Origin of the sequence: Achromobacter pulmonis, from assembly GCF_002885955.2 — a bacterium.
In the GTDB taxonomy this organism is placed as follows: Bacteria; Pseudomonadota; Gammaproteobacteria; order Burkholderiales; family Burkholderiaceae_B; genus Achromobacter; species Achromobacter pulmonis_A.
Window position 1 is genome coordinate 82,550 of sequence record NZ_POQS01000005.1, and the last position, 17,418, is coordinate 99,967.

The window sequence follows — 17,418 nt, forward strand, 5'->3', positions numbered from 1 at the left end:
ACAACCCGGAACCGGCACCACCCGCATTCTCTGGCCTCAATTTTGGCCTCAAAAACGCTGGCTGTCGGTGGATTTCCGTGGCTTTGGCTGGAATGAAAAAAGGGGCCGAAGCCCCTAATTTCAATGACTTACAGACGTCAGTGGAAGTCTGTAGATCAAAACTTGGAGCGGGAGACGAGTCTCGAACTCGCGACCTCAACCTTGGCAAGGTTGCGCTCTACCAACTGAGCTACTCCCGCGTGGGTTTCGTGCCATCACACTCTGCAATGCCGAAACCGGTTTCTTATTCACTCCGATCAACTTGGTTATCGATCGGAAGGCGCGCATTCTACATGATTTTTTTGAGCTTGTCATTTGATCTGTGCCGTCCAGTCTTGTTCACTGCACGGGGTGCGGATAAGACAAGGCAGGCAAAAGCCAGATCAAACACTCAATCAAGTAATATGAGCGAAGACAGAAACTATAGCATACACAGTCGTGCCCATGTCAAATTCCTCCGCTGACGCCGTCGCGCCGATTTCCATGTCTCCGGTCAGCCAGGATCTCACCCGGCTCAATACGCTGGGCCTGGCGTCGCGGGCCGAGGCCTTCGTCACGCTGGACGATCCGGCCCAGCTGCCGGCGCTGTCGCGCCTGGCGCGGCAGGCGTCGTCGCTGCTGGTGCTGGGCGGCGGCAGCAACCTGGTGCTGCCCGAGCGGGTGCCGGGGCTGGTGGCGCGGGTCGGGTTCAAGGGCGTGCGTCCGCTGCAGGCGGGGCCGGATGCCTGGCTGGTCGAGGCGGCGGGCGGTGAAAACTGGCATGGCTTCGTGCAGACCTGCATCGAACAGGGCTGGGACGGGCTGGAGAATCTGGCGCTGATACCCGGCACCGTGGGGGCGGCGCCGGTGCAGAACATCGGCGCCTACGGCGTCGAGCTGCAGGAGCGTTTCCACGGGCTGACCGCCTGGGACGTGCGCGAGGCGCGCTACGTCGACATGGACGCGGCGGCTTGCCGGTTTTCGTACCGCGACAGCGTGTTCAAGCATGACGAGCCGGGGCGCTGGATCATCGTGAGCGTGCGTTTCGCCTTGCCGCGGCCCTGGCGGCCGGTGCTGAACTACCCCGACCTGCAGCGCCATGCGCGGCTGGCGGCGCAGGCGCCGACGGCGCGCGCGATTTTCGACGCGGTGTGCGAGATCCGCCGCGCCAAGCTGCCCGATCCGGTGGTCACCGGCAACGCCGGCAGCTTTTTCAAGAATCCCATCGTGCCGGCCGACGTGCGCGACGCGCTGGCCGAACGCCACGCGGGCCTGGTGTCCTACGCGCAGCCGGACGGCCGCTACAAGCTGGCTGCGGGCTGGCTGATCGACCAATGCGGGTGGAAGGGGCGGGCGCTGGGCGCCGCCGGCGTGCACGACCGCCAGGCCCTGGTGCTGGTCAACCGGGGAGGCGCCGGCGCGGCCGACATCATGGCCCTGGCGCGCGCGATCCAGGAGTCGGTGTTCGAGCGCTACGGCGTGCGGCTGGAGCCCGAGCCGGTCGTCGTGTGATCCGGCTGGTTCCGGGCAGAAAAAAAGGACCTTTGCAGGTCCTTTTTTTGTCGGGGCGTGGGCTCAGAGGCCGAGCACCGATTGCATGTCGTACAGGCCGTTGTGCTTGTCTTCGAGGAAGCGCGCCGCGCGCAGCGCGCCCTGGGCGTAGGTGGCGCGGCTGGAAGAACGGTGCGTGATCTCGATGCGTTCGCCGATGCCGCAGAAGGACACGGTGTGATCGCCCACGATGTCGCCGCCGCGCAGCACGGAAAAGCCGATGGTGCCGGGCTTGCGCACGCCGGTGTCGCCGTGGCGGCTCCAGGTGGCGACGTCGGGCAGCGCGACGTCCCAGGCCGAGGCGATGGTCTCGCCCATCTTGAGGGCGGTGCCGGAGGGCGCGTCGACCTTGTTGCGGTGGTGGGCTTCGAAGACTTCGACGTCGTAGCCGGCGTTCAGGATGCGGGCGGCCATGTCGAGCAGCTTGAGCGTGGCGTTGACGCCGACGCTCATGTTGGGCGCGAACACGATGCCGGTCTTCTGCGCGGCGACTTCGATCGCGGCGCGGCCATTGTCGTCGAAGCCGGTGGTGCCGATGACGGCCTTGACGCCGTGCTTGACGCAGGCCTGCAGGTGTTCGAGCGTGCCTTCCGGACGGGTGAAGTCGATCAGGCAGTCGGCCTGGGCCAGCGCGTCGAGGTCGTCGGTGATGGCCACGCCCGTCTGCTTGCCCAGCGTGGCGCCGGCGTCCTGGCCCAGCGCGGTCGAGCCGGCGCGGTCGAGCGCGACCGTGAGCTCCAGGTCGGGGGCGTTCAGGACGGCGTCGATCAGCATCTGGCCCATACGGCCGCTGGCGCCGGCAATTGCAATACGCATGGCGGGGTCCTTGGAATTAGTTGAGCGGCTGGGGCGCGTTGCCCGGCTGGCCGGGGTACTGGTTCAGCGGGCTGACGGGCGCATCGGCCTCGCGCCGGCTCTCGGCTTCGTCCTGTTTCTGGCGGGCCTCGTCCTCGCTCAGGCGCTTTTCCGCCTTCTCGTCGGCGGCGGCGTCGGGCGTGTTGATCTGGTAGGGCTGCAGGTCGGGCTGCTTGTCGCCTTCCCACCGGACCAGGCGGTCGTTTTCGAACCAGACGGTGAACTTGCGCTCCTGGGCGTCGCCGTAGCCGGGCTTGAAGTAGTAGGGGTAGTCCCAGCGATTGGCGTGCAGCACGCTGGTCAGCGTCGGGCTGCCCAGCGCGAAGCGCACCTGTTCCCGCGTCATGCCCGGCTGCAGCAGGGCGACCTGTTCCTGGGTGATCCAGTTTCCTTGCTGGACGGGGGCCTTGTAGGGGAAGCCCCACTTGTCGCCCGAGCATCCGGCCAGGGCGACGGCCAGGGCGGCGACAGCCAGGCCGGTCTTCAGCGAACGGGAGGGAATTCGTGCAATCATGGACACTACGCGCCCCTATTATTTGGAAGCAGACAAAACCGTTATCATAAAGGTTTCATAAGGATAGTTCCGCGTGGCGGCATGAATTCGGTGAGCCGGCTCGCGGTGAACCCATCCTTGCCCATGCCAACGCGGACGGAGAGCGATTACACCATGAGCGACCAAAGCGAATTGAAGAACATGGGTTTGAAGGCGACTTTCCCGCGCCTGAAAATTCTTGATATTTTCCGCAAATCAGACCAACGGCACCTCAGCGCCGAAGACGTCTATCGCGCCCTGATCGGCGAAAACGTCGAAATCGGCCTGGCCACCGTGTACCGCGTGCTGACGCAGTTCGAGCAGGCCGGCATTCTTGCCCGCAGCCAGTTCGACAGCGGCAAGGCAGTGTTCGAACTCAACGACGGCGATCACCACGATCACCTGATCTGCACGAATTGCGGCAAGGTGGTGGAGTTCTCGGATCCGGAAATCGAAAAGCGCCAGCAGAAGATTGCCAAGGACAACGCCTTTGCCCTGGAAAGCCACGCCATGGTGCTTTACGGCATCTGCGGCAGCTGCCTGAAAGGACGCTGATCCGATCCTCCGGCCCGTGGCTGCGCTCGCGGCGGGCCAGTGAGTTCCAAAACCCCTTCAAATTGAAGGGGTTTTTTTATTGCAGGCGGTATTGCCGACGGGTCAGGCCGGCGCCTGCCCGAAGCCCTGGAGCATCTCGCGCGCATGTTCGCGCGTAGTGGCGGTGAGCTTGATGCCGCCCAGCATCCGGGCGATTTCCTCGACGCGGGCCGACGGGTCCAGCTCTTCGATGCTGGAGCGCGTGGTGCCGCGCGATTCGGCCTTGCTGACCAGGAACTGGTTGTTGGCGCAGGCCGCGACCTGCGGCAGGTGGGTCACGCACAGCACCTGGTGGCGTTCGCCGAGTTCGCGCAGCAGCTTGCCCACGACTTCGGCGACCGCGCCGCCCACGCCGCTGTCGACTTCGTCGAAGATCAGCGTGGGCACGCGCGCGGCGCGGCTGGCGATGACCGACAGCGCCAGCGAGATGCGCGACAGTTCGCCGCCCGAGGCCACCTTGGCCAGGGCGCGCGGGGTGGTGCCGGCATGGCCGGCCACCAGGAATTCGACCTGCTCGTTGCCGTGGGCGGAGGGCGCGGCGGGCGCCAGCGTGGGCTCGAACCGGCCGCCCTGCATGGCCAGCGTCTGCATGGCCTGGGTGACCAGCTTGCCGAGATCGCGGGCGGTCTTGCGGCGGGCCGTGGTGAGCTTGGCGGCGGCGGCGTCGTACTGGGCCTGGGCGGCCTGCGCTTGCGCCCGCAGCGCCTCGACGTCGCCGGCGGCCTGCAGGGCCGCGAGCTGGGCGTGCAGGTTTTCGCGCAGTTCGCACAGGGCGTCGGGCTCGGTGCGGAACTTGCGGGCGGTCTCGAACACCAGGCCCAGGCGGCTTTCCACGGCGCCAAGGCGTTGCGGATCGAGATCGACGCGGCTGACGTAGTTGTTCAGGTCGGAGACGGCCTCGCTGATCGCGATGCGCGCGGATTCGAGTTCGTCGTACACCCCTTGCAGCCCGGGGTCGTGGCGCAGCATCTGCTGGATGCGCTGGTTGGCCTGGGTGACCCGGTGGTGCGCCGAATCGCCTTCGCCGTCCAGGGCTTCGAGAATCTGGCTGGCGCCGTCGAGCAGCGATTGCGCGTGCGACAGGCGCGTGTGCTCGGTCTGCAGCGCGTCCCATTCGTCCGGGCCGAGGGCCAGCTGGTCGAGTTCGTCCACCTGCCATTGCAGGCGGTCGCGTTCGGTCGCCAGGCTGGCGGCGTCTTTTTCGGCGGATTCCAGCTGGCGCGCCAGCGCGCGCCATTGCTTCCAGGCCTGCGACACGGCCTGGCGCAGCTCGCCATGGCCGCCGTGGGCGTCGAGCAGGTCGCGCTGCGCGTCGGCGCGCATCAGGCTCTGGTGCGCGTGCTGGCCGTGGATGTCGACCAGGCTGTCGCCCAGTTCGCGCAACTGCGCGACGGTGGCGGGCGTGCCGTTGATGTAGGCGCGGCTGCGCCCCTGGGCGTCGATCACGCGGCGCAAGGCGAGTTCGTCGTCGGCGTCGATCTCGCGTTCTTCGAGCCAGGCGTGCAGCGTCTTGGGCGTGTCGAAGACGGCGGTGATGTCGGCGCGCGCCGCGCCTTCGCGCAGCATGCTGGCGTCGCCGCGCTCGCCCAGCGCCAGCGCCAGCGCGTCCACCAGGATGGACTTGCCTGCGCCGGTCTCGCCGGAGAAGACGGTGAAGCCGGGGCCGAAATGGATCTCGGTCTGTTCGACGATGACGAAGTCGCGGATATGCAGGGTGCGCAGCATGTCGGGGCGCTTACTACTCTACGTTGTCGGTGGCCTGGGGCATCAGGTTCCAGTGCAGCTTGCGGCGCAGCGTGGAGAAGAAGCTGTAGCCTTCCGGATGCACGAAACGGATGACGTAAGGGGCGCGCTGCACGACGATGCGGTCGCCCGGCTGCAGGTCGGACCAGGTCTGCATGTCGAAATGCACGCTGGCGCCGACCTCCACGCGGCCCATGGCCGTGAGCGTCATGTTGAGCACGCCCGTGTCGGGAATCACGATGGGGCGGTTCGACAGCGTCTGCGGGGCCACGGGCACCAGCACCATGGCGTTCATGCCGGGGTGCAGGATGGGGCCGTTGGCCGACAGCGCGTAGGCGGTCGAGCCGGTAGGGGTGGCGATGATGAGGCCGTCGGCGCGCTGCGTGTACATGAAGGCGCCGTCGAGTTCGACCCGGACCTCGATCATGCCGCCGCGTCCGGCGCGGTTCAGGACCACGTCGTTCAGGGCGGTGGCGGAATACATCTGCTGGTCGCCGCGCCACACGCTGCCTTGCAGCAGCGTGCGTTCCTCGATCTGGAAGCTGCCTTCGAGCACGCGCGCCAGCGCGCCGTGCGCGTCCTGCAGCGCGATGTCGGTGATGAAGCCCAGGCGGCCGTGGTTGATGCCGATCAGCGGCACGCCGTAGGGCGCCAGGTGGCGGCCCGCGCCCAGCACGGTGCCGTCGCCGCCCATGACGACGGCCAGCGAGGCGGTCTGGCCGATTTCCTCGAGCGTGGCCACGGGGTATTCGGTCAGCCCGGTATTGCGCGCCGTGTCGGCGTCGATGAGCACATGCCGGCCGGCCTGCGCCAGCGCATGGGCGAGGGCTCTCAGCGGTGTGTCCAGGCCGGTGTCCTGGTATCTGCCGATCAGGGCGACGGTAGGAAAGTGCATGGCTGCTTGCGTATCCAGAAAGGGCGGGCGCGGGCCGAAATCCGCCCGGAATGTGCTATTAAGCCGATTATATGGGGCCGCATATTGGCTTGCGGGACAAAAATCGCCTCAATCGGAAAAGTTTCCCTAAAATACCTGTTATGGATGACCGTGCACGCGCCCTACTGAAGGCGTTGATCGAACGCTATATCGCCGATGGGCAGCCAGTCGGCTCGCGGACGCTATCGAAAGTATTCGATCTGTCTCCGGCCACGATCCGCAACGTCATGGCGGACCTCGAAGAACTGGGCCTGATCCACAGCCCGCATACCTCCGCCGGCCGCGTGCCCACGCCGCGGGGCTATCGCATGTTCGTCGATTCGCTGCTGGCGGTGCAGTCCTACCAGCTCGAGCCCCACAACATGGGCGAGATGCTGGCGGCGGCCGAGCCCACCCGCGCCGTCAACGCCGCGGCGGCGCTGCTGTCGAACCTCACCCAGTTCGCCGGGGTGGTGCTCACGCCCAAGCGCGCGCAGGTGTTCCGCCAGATCGAATTCATCCGCCTGTCCGACAAGCGCGTGCTGCTCATCATCGTCACGCCCGACGGCGACGTCCAGAACCGCATCCTGTTCGTCCAGCGCGATTACTCCGAGACGGAATTGCTGGAAGCCGGCAATTTCTTCAACATGCATTTCGCCGGCAAGTCCTTCAACGTGGTGCGCCAGACCCTGTCGACCGAGCTGGCCCAGCTGCGCGAAGACATTTCGCGCCTGATGCAGGCCGCCGTCGAGGCCAGCGCCGAGGCGGCCGAGGACGGCGACGCCATGGTGATCTCCGGCGAGCGCAAGCTGCTCGACGTGACCGACATCGCCTCCGACATGGACCGGCTGCGCAAGATGTTCTCGCTGTTCGAGAAAAAAACCGACCTGCTGCAGCTGCTGGACGTCTCCAGCCGCGCGCAGGGCGTGCAGATCTACATCGGCGGCGATTCGCAGCTGGTGCCCATGGAGGAAGTGTCCGTCATCACCGCGCCCTACGGGGTCGACGGCAAGGTGGTGGGCACGCTGGGCGTGATCGGCCCGACCCGCATGGCGTACGAGCGCGTCATTCCCATCGTGGACATCACGGCGCGCCTGTTGTCCAACGCCCTCAGCCACAACCAGTAGGCCCATTCAAAACGACATCCTCCTTGCGGAGGAAGGGGAGTGTTTGTGTTTCTTCGCCTGTTCAAGTACTTGTGGCCTGAACGGTATCTGCCCGAGCCCGAGCAGGACGACCCCTTCGACGAAGATCCGCCGCCGCGCGAGGCCGGGCGGGTCGGCGTGCTGCTGGTGAACCTGGGCACGCCCGATACGCCGGGCAGGAAGGACATCCGCAAGTACCTGGGCGAATTCCTGTCCGATCCGCGCGTGATCGAGATTCCCCGCTACCTCTGGAAGCCGATACTGCACGGGCTGGTGCTGACCATGCGGCCCAAGAAGCTGGAGCCGCGCTACGCCGGCGTCTGGCTGCAGGAAGGTTCGCCGCTGATGGTGTACAGCCGGCGCCAGGCCGACGGCGTGCGCGCCGCCCTGCGGGCCGCGGGCGTCGACGCCGTGGTCGAGCTGGGCATGCGCTACGGCAATCCTTCCATCCCGGACGCCATCGCGCGCCTGCGCGCCCAGGGCTGCGAGCGCATCCTGACCGTTCCGCTCTATCCGCAATACGCGGCCAGCACCACGGCCACGGCGGTGGACGCGGTCACCCGGCATGCCGGCCGGCTGCGCGACCAGCCGGAGCTGCGCTTCATCAAGCGCTTCCACGAAGAGCCGGCCTACCTGGACGCGCTGGCCGGCCATATCGAACGCTATTGGCAGGAGCACGGCAAGCCCCAGAAGCTGGTCATGAGCTTTCACGGCCTGCCGCGCTATTCGATCGAGCTGGGCGACCCTTACTACCGCGACTGCGTGGAAACCGCGCGCCTGCTGTGCCAGCGATTGTCGCTGCCGCGCGCCCAGATCGAGGTGACTTTCCAGAGCCGTTTCGGCTCGGCCCGCTGGCTCGAACCCTATACGGAACCGACCCTCAAGGCGCTGGCCGCCTCGGGTACGACGGAGGTCGATGTGGTGTGCCCGGGTTTTGTGGCAGACTGTCTGGAAACCCTGGAAGAGATCAGCCTGGAATGCCGCGACGCCTTCATGGCGGCGGGCGGCAAGCGCTTCCGCTACATTTCCGCGCTCAACGACGATCCGGCCTGGATCGCGGGGCTGGCCGGCCTGGTGGAACGGCACTTGCAGGGATGGCCCACGCAGTCCACCGACTTGAAGGAGAAGGCGCATGCACCATGATCCCAAGACTGGCAAGACGGCAAAAAAGGGGACGGTTAGCACTCCGGTAGACGAGGATCAGGTCGAGCACGAACTCGACGAGGCGCTTGCGGAGACCTTTCCGGCCAGCGATCCCATTGCGGTCAACCCCGAGCCCGACGATGAAGAGGAGCGCATGGACCGCGCGCTCAAGGAGAGTTTCCCGGCCAGCGATCCGGCCGCGCCGGCGCAGCCTCCCAAGAAATAGCGGGGAGGCGTCGGGGAATATTTCGTTTTCCCGGGCTTGAAATAGGGGTATTGGCCCCCATTCATGTCTGCGAAAGCCATTCTTTTTGGAGGATTCCCCATGACGGCACCCCACGAGCCTGCGGACCAGGCGCCCGAGATCGGCCAGAACGCCGACGCGGCTCCCGCCGGACAGGACGCCGCGCAGGCCGAGCTGAACGAGTTGCGCGCCCAGCTGGACGCCGCCCAGGCTACCGTCAATGAACAGCGCGACCAGGTGCTGCGCGCGCACGCCGAAGTCGAGAACATGCGCCGCCGCGCCCAGGAAGACGTGTCCAAGGCGCGCAAGTTCGGCATCGAGTCGTTCGCCGAAAGCCTGGTCCCGGTGAAAGACAGCCTGGAAGCCGCCCTGGCCCAGCCCGACCAGACGGTCGAGGCGCTGCGCGAAGGCGTGGAAGTCACCCTCAAGCAGCTGTCTGCCGCCTTCGAGCGCAACCTGCTCAAGGAAATCGCGCCGGCGCAGGGCGACAAGTTCGACCCGCACCTGCACCAGGCCATTTCATCCATTCCCAACGAGCAGCCCGCCAATACCGTGGTGCAGCTGCTGCAGAAAGGCTATTCCATCGCCGACCGGACGCTGCGCCCGGCGCTGGTGGTGGTGTCGGCCGGCCAGGGCTGAGGCATCCCATGAACGATCCCCGCTTCGACCCCGCCCAGGTATTCCAGGTGTTCGGCATGCGTCATGTCGACTCCGATGGATTCGACCGGGCGGTGATCGAGGCGCCGGGAACGGATTTGCGCTGCGTGTTCCTGTGGGGCCAGGATTGCTACAACTGCAACCTGTTCAAGCAGGCCGCGCTGCTGCACCGGGAGACCCTGCTGGGGCTGGGCCTGACGTGGTTCGAGGCCGACGTCTACGCCGACGAACCCCTGGGCCGGCGCTTTTCCCTGCATGGCGTCCCCACTTTTGTGCTGTATCGCGCCGGCAAGCGGCTGGGGCGCATCACCGGCTGGCCCGGGCTGCCCCAGTTCACCGAGGCGATCCGGCGCCAGCAGGAAACGGCCGCGGAAAATTCTGGCCCGGCGTCTTGAAAAACCTTACGGGCAGCCCCAGTTATGTGGGGACAAGACGTTTCCCCCTATTTACACAGATTCAATCAAGGTAACCCACCATGAGCAAGATTATCGGCATTGACCTGGGCACGACCAACAGCTGCGTGGCTGTCATGGACGGCGGGCAGGTCAAAATCATCGAAAACGCGGAAGGCGCGCGCACCACCCCCTCCATCGTCGCCTACATGGACGACGGCGAAACGCTGGTCGGCGCCCCGGCCAAGCGCCAGGCGGTGACCAACCCCAAGAACACCCTGTACGCGGTGAAGCGCCTGATCGGCCGCAAGTTCGAAGAAAAGGCGGTGCAGAAGGACATCAACCTGATGCCCTACGCCATCGTCAAGGCCGACAACGGCGACGCCTGGGTGGAAGTGCGCGGCAAGAAGATGGCGCCTCCCCAAGTGTCGGCCGACGTGCTGCGCAAGATGAAGAAGACCGCCGAGGACTACCTGGGCGAAGAAGTGACCGAGGCCGTCATCACCGTGCCCGCGTACTTCAACGACAGCCAGCGCCAGGCCACTAAGGACGCCGGCCGCATCGCCGGCCTGGACGTCAAGCGCATCATCAACGAACCCACCGCCGCCGCGCTGGCGTTCGGCCTGGACAAGACCGAAAAGGGCGACCGCAAGATCGCCGTCTATGACCTGGGCGGCGGCACGTTCGACGTGTCCATCATCGAAATCGCCGACGTCGATGGCGAGAAGCAGTTCGAAGTGCTGTCGACCAACGGCGACACCTTCCTGGGCGGCGAAGACTTCGACCAGCGCATCATCGACTACATCATCGGCGAGTTCAAGAAGGAACAGGGCGTCGACCTGTCCAAGGACGTGCTGGCCCTGCAGCGCCTGAAGGAAGCCGCCGAAAAGGCCAAGATCGAGTTGTCCTCGGCCCAGCAGACCGAAATCAACCTGCCGTACATCACGGCCGACGCCTCGGGTCCGAAGCACTTGAACCTGAAGATCACGCGCGCCAAGCTGGAAGCGCTGGTCGAAGAACTGATCGAACGCACGATCGAGCCCTGCCGCGTGGCCATCAAGGACGCCGGCGTGAAGGTTTCCGACATCGACGACGTGATCCTGGTCGGCGGCATGACCCGCATGCCCAAGGTCCAGGAAAAGGTGAAGGAATTCTTCGGCAAGGATCCGCGCAAGGACGTGAACCCCGATGAAGCCGTCGCCGCCGGCGCCGCGATCCAGGGTTCCGTGCTGTCGGGCGACCGCAAGGACGTGCTGCTGCTGGACGTCACCCCCCTGTCCCTGGGCATCGAAACCCTGGGCGGCGTGATGACCAAGATGATCCAGAAGAACACGACGATCCCGACCCGGTTCTCGCAGACCTTCTCGACCGCCGACGACAACCAGCCGGCCGTGACGATCAAGGTGTTCCAGGGCGAGCGTGAAATCGCCGCGGGCAACAAGGCCCTGGGCGAGTTCAACCTCGAAGGAATCCCGCCGTCGCCTCGCGGCATGCCGCAGATCGAAGTCACGTTCGACATCGACGCCAACGGCATCCTGCACGTGTCGGCCAAGGACAAGGGCACCGGCAAGGAAAACAAGATCACCATCAAGGCCAACTCGGGTCTGTCGGAAGACGAGATCCAGCGCATGGTCAAGGATGCCGAGGCCAACGCCGAGGAAGATCACCGCGTCGCCGAACTGGCCCAGGCGCGCAACCAGGCCGACGCGCTGGTGCACGCCACCCGCAAGTCGCTGACCGAGTATGGCGATAAGCTCGAAGCCTCCGAAAAGGAAGGCATCGAAGCCGCCATCAAGGAACTGGAAGACACGCTGAAGGACGGCGACAAGGCCGCCATCGACGCCAAGGTGGAAGCCCTGTCCACGGCCTCGCAGAAGCTGGGCGAGAAGATGTACGCCGACATGCAGGCGCAGCAGGCTGCCGGCCAGCAACAGGCCGCTGACAACGCGAAGCCGGTGGACGACAACGTGGTCGACGCCGACTTCAAGGAAGTCAAGCGCGACCAATAATGGCCAGGCGCTGACCTGCCTCTGCCGCCCGGTAGCCGGAGAAATCCGGCTACCGGGCGCACTCATTCTGTAGCACTGAAAAGAAGGCTCGATTCGAGCCCACGGATCATGGCAAAACGTGACTATTACGACGTTCTGGGCGTGGCGAAGAACGCCTCGGACGACGAACTCAAGAAGGCCTATCGAAAGCTGGCCATGAAATACCATCCGGACCGCAATCCGGACAGCAAAGAAGCCGAAGAGAAGTTCAAGGAAGCCAAGGAAGCCTACGAGGTCCTGGGCGATGAACAAAAACGCGCCGCCTACGACCGCTACGGCCACGCGGGGGTGGACCCCAACGCCGCCGGCATGGGCGGGGGCATGGGCGGCGGTTTCGCCGACGCCTTCGGCGATATTTTCGGCGAGATCTTCGGCGGCGGCGGCGGCCGTCGCGGCGGCGGTCCGCAGGTCTATCGCGGCGCCGACCTCAAGTACGCGCTGGAGATCACGCTGGAGCAGGCCGCGGCCGGCTTCGACACCGAGATCCGCGTGCCCAGCTGGGAAAACTGCGACACCTGCCACGGCTCGGGCGCCAAGCCCGGCACCTCGCCCAAGACCTGCCGCACCTGCGGCGGCTCGGGCGCCGTGCGCATGCAGCAGGGCTTTTTCAGCGTCCAGCAGACCTGCCCGACCTGCCACGGCAACGGCAAGGAGATCACCGATCCCTGCCAGGCCTGCGACGGCGTCGGCCGCATCCGCCGCAACAAGACCCTGCAGGTCAAGATTCCGGCCGGCATCGACGACGGCATGCGCATCCGCTCCAGCGGCAATGGCGAACCCGGCATCAACGGCGGGCCTCCGGGCGACCTGTATGTGGAAATCCACATCAAGCAGCACAAGATCTTCCAGCGCGACGGCGACGACCTGCACTGCGAACTGACCATCCCGTTCACCACCGCGGCCCTGGGCGGAGAGCTCCAGGTCCCGACGCTGGGCGGCAAGGCCGAGATCTCCATCCCCGAAGGCACCCAGTCCGGCAAGACCTTCCGCCTGCGCGGCAAGGGCATCCGCGGCGTGCGCGGCAGCTACCCGGGCGACCTGTACTGCCATGTCGTGGTGGAAACGCCGGTGCGCCTGAGCGACGACCAGAAGAACATCCTGCGCCAGTTCGAGGCCTCGCTCAACGACGGCGGCGACCGCCATTCGCCGCAGAGCAAGTCCTGGACGGACCGCGTCAAGGAATTCTTCAGCTGAGGCCGCGCCCGAGGCGCCAGGAACGCAAAAAGCCGCGACAGCCGTCGCGGCTTTTTCTTTGCGCGCAAGAAAAAACCGCGGCTTGCGCCGCGGTTCGTACTGCTACTGCTACTTCAACTTCAACTTCAACTTCTACTGCTGCTACTTCTACTGCTACTTCAAGCGCCGCTGTCGCCGGAAAATACCGGCCTCAAGCCATGATGCCGCCTGAGGCCGGTCGGGCCACAGCAAGCAGCTCACCGGGAGATCGGCGGGTATTCCAGCTCGCCGAACGTGTATTGGCCGTTGGCCTTGGCCTGGGCCAGCTCGGCCTGGACCTCGGCGCGCGTGAGGCCGGCGGCAGCGGGCTTCGCGGCGGGCGGGTATTCCAGTTCACCGAACGTGTACTGGCCGTTGAACTTGGCTTCCTGCAGCTCGGCCCGGACCTGATCCGAACTCAGGCTGGCGGCCTGCGGCCGGGCGGGCGGATAATCCAGTTCACCGAAGGTGTATTGGCCGTTGGCCTTGGCTTCCTGCAGTTCGGTCGCCACTTGGGCGCGGGTCTTGGCCTGCTCGATGCCGGCTGCCTGGGCGCCGACGCCGGCCAGGGCCAGGGAAAGCAGGAGAGTGGTGGCTAGGGTTTTCATGGTTGACCTCCAATTCGTTTTGGGTGGGGACCGAATCCGGCGGCCTTCCGTCGTGGTTCGTTGTCTGTTCCCGATGACTGAATTCTGCGCGTTATCCCACCTGGGATAAACCCTGATTAGCTGAAAACATCTTTTCAAATTCATGGCTAATCGGATTTTATTTATCGATTGCCCCCATGGGTGGCATGGTGGCCATGAATTCAGACGGCTCCAGCGCGGGCCGGCAATAAAAAACCCGCCGGCGGGCGGCGGGTTGGAAGCCGGGAGGCGGGGACGGATCAGGGGGCGGCGTTCTTCTTGAAGTCGCCGGCCACCGCCGTGCTGAAGCCGTCGGCGCGCAGGTACTTGCGCAGGGCGGCGTTGACCGCCTCGGGCGTGAGCGCGGAGATCTTCTGGTCCATTTCGGCCGACCAGGCGAACGTGCGGCCGCGCTGCAGGTAGTCCAGCCAGGTGCTGGCCAGGATGTCGTCCTGGGCGCGGGCCAGGTTGCGGTAGTTCAGCAGCGCGTGCTTGCCGTCGGCGATTTCCTTGTCGGTGAAGCCGTCTTTCAGGACCCGGGCCAGCTCTTCGCCGATCGCCTTTTCCAGGCGTTCGCGGTTCTGCGGCGCGTAGATGGCGTACATGGTCCAGCTGGCGGTGGGTTCGAACGACGAGACCGACAGCGAGCTGCGCACGTTGTAGGACAGGCCTTCGGTCTCGCGCACCCGGTTCCACAGGCGCGAGGTTTCCGAGGCGCCGAACAGGTAGTTGGCCAGGTACAGCGCGGCGTAGTCCGGGTCCGTGTCCTGCAGCTTCAGCGGCATGCGCGAGATGTAGAAGGCGTTGGCCTTGTCGGGCGTGGCGATCTCGAACTGCTTGGCGGCGATGTCGCGGTACGGATTGGGCACGCGGGTGTAGGCGGGAGCCTTCTTCCAGCCGGCCAGGCCGGTCTTGAGCGCCTTCTCGACGGCCGCGGGCTCGAAGTCGCCGACGGCCGCGTATTCGATGTCGCCGGCGCCGTAGAAGCGCGAATGGAACTTGACCAGGGCGTCGCGGGACAGGCCCTGCGCGCTGGCCAGCGCTTCATCGAAGGTCGGCACGTAGCGTACGTCGTCGACGGGCCAGGGGTTGTCCTGGCGCGCCAGGGCGCGTCCGGCCAGGGCCGAGGGCTCGGTCATGGCGTTGCGGATCGAGGTTTCGAGCTGGCGCTGGTATTCCTCGAGCTGCTCTTGGGGGAAATTGGCGTTGCGCACGATGTCCAGCGCCAGTTCGGTGAGCGCGGGCAGGTTCTCGCCCTTGGTCGACATGGCGACCTTGAGCGTGGTGCCGCTGCCGCTGAAGCCCAGCTCGGCCTGCAGCGCGTCCAGGCGGTCCTGGATGTCCTGGCGCGACAGCCTGGGCGTGCCGCGCATCAGCAGATCGGCCGTGGCGTCGGCGTTCACGCGCTGGCCGCGCAGATCCTTTTCGTTGCCGAACTGGATCAGCATCTGCGCCTGCACCCGGCTGCCGCGCGTGGCCTTGGGCAGCAGCGCCAGCTGCACCGGGCCGTTGGGCAGATCGAGCTTGCGGCGCTGGGTCAGCTTGTCGATGTTCTCGGGCGAGGGATCGAAGGCCGAGGCGGCCTTGAAGTCCGGGTCGCCCTTGTAGTCCTTGAACACGGCCGTCAGGTCCACGCGCTGCGCCTGCGGGGCGCGCACGGGTTTTTCCGTGGGGATGTAGCGGCCTTCGATGCGGTTGCTCTGGACCAGGTAGGCGGTGGCGGCCTGCTGCACTTCGGTCAGCGTGGCCTTGCGGGCGCGGTCGCGCTGCAGGAAAAAGAGGCGCCAGTCGCCGGCGGCGATGGCTTCGGACAGCGCCACCCCGACCTGTTCGGGATCGCTGTACGTCTGCTCCCAGGCGGTCAGCCACTTGCTGCGGGCGCGGTCCAGCTCCTGCTGGGTGAAAGGCTTCTTGGCCAGCGATTCCAGCGTGCCGGTCAGCGCCTTCATCGCGGCGTCCATGTCCTTGCCCGGGGTCAGTTGGGCGGCGAACATCGCCAGGCCCGGGTCCAGGTTCTCCATGGTGAAGCCGAACACGCCCGAGGCCAGCTTGGTCGGGACCAGGGCATGGTACAGGCGGCCCGAAGGCGTGTCGGCCAGGATGGTGGCGGCCAGGTCCAGCGGCACGTAGTCGGGGCTGCCGGCGGCGGGGATGTGGTACATGGCGGCCACCAGCGGCGTGCCGCCGGCGCGGCGCAGCGTCACCGCGCGTTCGCCGTCCTGCGCGGGCTCGACGGTGTATTCGGGCGGCAGCTTGCGATCGGGCTTGGGCAGCTTGCCCAGCGTGGCCTCGATGTCGGCCAGCGTGGTCTGCGGATCGAACTTGCCGGCCACGATCAGCACCGCGTTATCGGGCTGGTAGTACTCGTGGTAGAACGCGCGCAGCTGGCCGATGTCGACGTTTTCGACGTCGGAGCGCGCGCCGATAGTGGTCTTGCCGTAGCTGTGCCACTGGAACGCCGCCGACTGCATCTTCTGCATCAGGATGCGGAAAGGGCTGTTCTCGCCGCTTTCCATCTCGTTGCGGACCACGGTCATTTCCGAATCCAGGTCTTCCTTGGCGATCAGGGAATTGACCATGGCGTCGGCCTGCCAGCCCAGGTACCACTTGAGCGTGTCGGGGTTGGCGGCGAAGCTGGCGAAGTAATTGGTGCGGTCGCTGGAGGTCGAGCCGTTGGCCTGCAGGCCGCGGCGCGAGAACTCGCCCATCGCGTTGCGCGTGGTCGAGGTGCCTTTGAACAGCATGTGCTCCAGCAGGTGGGCCATGCCCGTCTGCCCGTAGTTCTCGTTGCGCGAGCCCACCAGATAAGTCATGTTGACGGTGGTGGAGGGCTTGGATTCATCGGGTACCAGCAGCACCCGCAGGCCGTTGGCCAGGCGATACTCGGTGATGCCTTCGATCGAGGCGGCCTCCGAGACGCCGGCCGGCAGGCTGGCGGCCCCGGCCTGAAAGGCCAGGAAGGAGGTGAACAGCAGCGCGCCCAGCGGACGCGGCAGCTTCGACAGGGAAAGGCGCATGGCAGATAATTCCTTAGGCATGGCAGAATCCGTTGGAGTGTATACGCTGGCAATGGTTCAGGCGCGCCCGGCCAGGGGCGCCCGGCCAGGGGCGCCGCTGGCCCCCAAGACTCAAGGAAACCCCGCATGTCCCTGTCCGTCGACGTCGAAACGCCGCGCCTGCTGCTGCGGCAGTGGCTTGCGGCCGACCGCGAACCTTTCGCGGCGCTGAACGCGGACCCCGAGGTCACCCGATACCTGCTGCCGCTGGCCAGGCCCGAGAGCGACGCGCTGGCCGACCGCCTGGCCGCCGGCATCGACGAGCACGGCTGGGGTTTCTGGGCGGTCGAGGCGCCGGGCGTCGCGCCCTTCATCGGCTTCGCGGGCATCAAGCCGCTGGCTCCCGCGCTGCCGTTCGCGCCCGGCGTGGAGATCGGCTGGCGCCTGGCGCGGCCATACTGGGGCAGGGGCTACGCCTGCGAGGCGGCGCAGGCCGCGCTGAAGGTGGGGTTCGAGCAGGTGGGGCTGGACGAGATCGTGGCGTTCACGGCCACCGGCAACCTGCGCTCGCGCGCCGTGATGGAGCGCCTTGCGATGCGCGCGGACGCGGCGCCCTTCGACCATCCCGCCGTGCCGCCGGGCCATCCGCTGCGCGAGCACGTGCTCTACCGCATCGCCCGCCGGGACTGGCGCGCGCGGGAAAATGGTGACACGGACCCCGGCGACGCCCCGGTGGCGGCCGCCTGATT

The 17,418-nt window shown here is 66.3% G+C and carries 16 protein-coding genes and 1 tRNA gene; 10 read left to right on the forward strand and 7 right to left on the reverse strand.

Annotation, left to right across the window (positions count from 1 at the left end):
• Positions 1-163 precede the first annotated feature (163 nt).
• Positions 164-239, reverse strand: a tRNA-Gly gene (locus C1I89_RS19240).
• Positions 240-483: 244 nt separating this feature from the next.
• Between C1I89_RS19240 and murB the strand changes: the two genes are divergently transcribed.
• On the forward strand, positions 484-1,530 hold the full coding sequence (gene murB, locus C1I89_RS19245; protein WP_102774193.1) for a UDP-N-acetylmuramate dehydrogenase: 1,047 nt from the start codon (positions 484-486) through the stop codon (positions 1,528-1,530).
• Between the two features lie 63 nt (positions 1,531-1,593).
• On the opposite strand, the gene dapB is transcribed toward murB, so the two are convergent.
• Both dapB and C1I89_RS19255 read right to left on the reverse strand, forming a co-directional pair.
• Complete coding sequence (dapB, locus tag C1I89_RS19250) at positions 1,594-2,385, reverse strand: 4-hydroxy-tetrahydrodipicolinate reductase (protein ID WP_102774194.1); 792 nt, start codon at positions 2,383-2,385, stop codon at positions 1,594-1,596.
• A gap of 16 nt (positions 2,386-2,401) precedes the next feature.
• Positions 2,402-2,938 carry an outer membrane protein assembly factor BamE gene (locus C1I89_RS19255; protein WP_102774195.1) on the reverse strand — a complete coding sequence of 179 codons (537 nt, stop codon included), beginning with the start codon at positions 2,936-2,938 and terminating at the stop codon, positions 2,402-2,404.
• Between the two features lie 153 nt (positions 2,939-3,091).
• On the opposite strand from C1I89_RS19255, the gene fur reads away from it, so the two are divergent.
• On the forward strand, positions 3,092-3,511 hold the full coding sequence (gene fur / locus C1I89_RS19260; RefSeq protein ID WP_062679813.1) for a ferric iron uptake transcriptional regulator: 420 nt from the start codon (positions 3,092-3,094) through the stop codon (positions 3,509-3,511).
• 102 nt (positions 3,512-3,613) lie between these two features.
• Here fur and recN read toward each other — a convergent pair whose 3' ends face one another.
• On the reverse strand, positions 3,614-5,275 hold the full coding sequence (gene recN / locus C1I89_RS19265; protein ID WP_102774196.1) for a DNA repair protein RecN: 1,662 nt from the start codon (positions 5,273-5,275) through the stop codon (positions 3,614-3,616).
• Positions 5,276-5,288: 13 nt separating this feature from the next.
• Positions 5,289-6,188: an NAD kinase gene (locus C1I89_RS19270; RefSeq protein ID WP_102774197.1), complete on the reverse strand. Its 900-nt coding sequence runs from the start codon at positions 6,186-6,188 to the stop codon at positions 5,289-5,291.
• 140 nt (positions 6,189-6,328) lie between these two features.
• Between C1I89_RS19270 and hrcA the strand changes: the two genes are divergently transcribed.
• The 7 genes from hrcA (at position 6,329) to dnaJ (ending at position 13,029) form a co-directional block, all read left to right on the forward strand.
• Positions 6,329-7,333, forward strand: coding sequence for a heat-inducible transcriptional repressor HrcA (gene hrcA / locus C1I89_RS19275; RefSeq protein WP_102774198.1), 1,005 nt, complete (start codon positions 6,329-6,331; stop codon positions 7,331-7,333).
• Between the two features lie 45 nt (positions 7,334-7,378).
• Complete coding sequence (gene hemH / locus C1I89_RS19280) at positions 7,379-8,494, forward strand: ferrochelatase (RefSeq protein WP_102774543.1); 1,116 nt, start codon at positions 7,379-7,381, stop codon at positions 8,492-8,494.
• Complete coding sequence (locus C1I89_RS19285) at positions 8,484-8,720, forward strand: hypothetical protein (protein ID WP_102774199.1); 237 nt, start codon at positions 8,484-8,486, stop codon at positions 8,718-8,720. Before hemH ends, C1I89_RS19285 begins: the two co-directional genes overlap by 11 nt.
• 99 nt (positions 8,721-8,819) lie before the next feature.
• Positions 8,820-9,377, forward strand: a complete 558-nt coding sequence (gene grpE / locus C1I89_RS19290) for a nucleotide exchange factor GrpE (RefSeq protein ID WP_102774200.1) — start codon at positions 8,820-8,822, stop codon at positions 9,375-9,377.
• Between the two features lie 8 nt (positions 9,378-9,385).
• The gene (locus C1I89_RS19295; RefSeq protein ID WP_102774201.1) at positions 9,386-9,790 is read left to right on the forward strand and encodes a thioredoxin family protein; all 405 of its coding nucleotides are present in this window, start codon (positions 9,386-9,388) and stop codon (positions 9,788-9,790) included.
• A gap of 80 nt (positions 9,791-9,870) precedes the next feature.
• A complete protein-coding gene (gene dnaK / locus C1I89_RS19300; RefSeq protein ID WP_102774202.1) occupies positions 9,871-11,796 on the forward strand; it encodes a molecular chaperone DnaK in 1,926 nt (641 codons plus the stop codon).
• A 108-nt stretch (positions 11,797-11,904) separates the two neighbouring features.
• Positions 11,905-13,029 carry a molecular chaperone DnaJ gene (dnaJ, locus tag C1I89_RS19305; RefSeq protein ID WP_043543720.1) on the forward strand — a complete coding sequence of 375 codons (1,125 nt, stop codon included), beginning with the start codon at positions 11,905-11,907 and terminating at the stop codon, positions 13,027-13,029.
• A 236-nt stretch (positions 13,030-13,265) separates the two neighbouring features.
• Here dnaJ and C1I89_RS19310 read toward each other — a convergent pair whose 3' ends face one another.
• Both C1I89_RS19310 and C1I89_RS19315 read right to left on the reverse strand, forming a co-directional pair.
• Positions 13,266-13,655 carry a DUF4148 domain-containing protein gene (locus tag C1I89_RS19310; RefSeq protein WP_102774203.1) on the reverse strand — a complete coding sequence of 130 codons (390 nt, stop codon included), beginning with the start codon at positions 13,653-13,655 and terminating at the stop codon, positions 13,266-13,268.
• A 278-nt stretch (positions 13,656-13,933) separates the two neighbouring features.
• The gene (locus C1I89_RS19315) at positions 13,934-16,690 is read right to left on the reverse strand and encodes a M16 family metallopeptidase (protein ID WP_102774204.1); all 2,757 of its coding nucleotides are present in this window, start codon (positions 16,688-16,690) and stop codon (positions 13,934-13,936) included.
• A gap of 126 nt (positions 16,691-16,816) precedes the next feature.
• On the opposite strand from C1I89_RS19315, the gene C1I89_RS19320 reads away from it, so the two are divergent.
• Entirely contained in the window at positions 16,817-17,416 is a 600-nt protein-coding gene (locus tag C1I89_RS19320; protein ID WP_102774205.1) for a GNAT family N-acetyltransferase, read from the forward strand.
• Positions 17,417-17,418 lie beyond the last annotated feature (2 nt).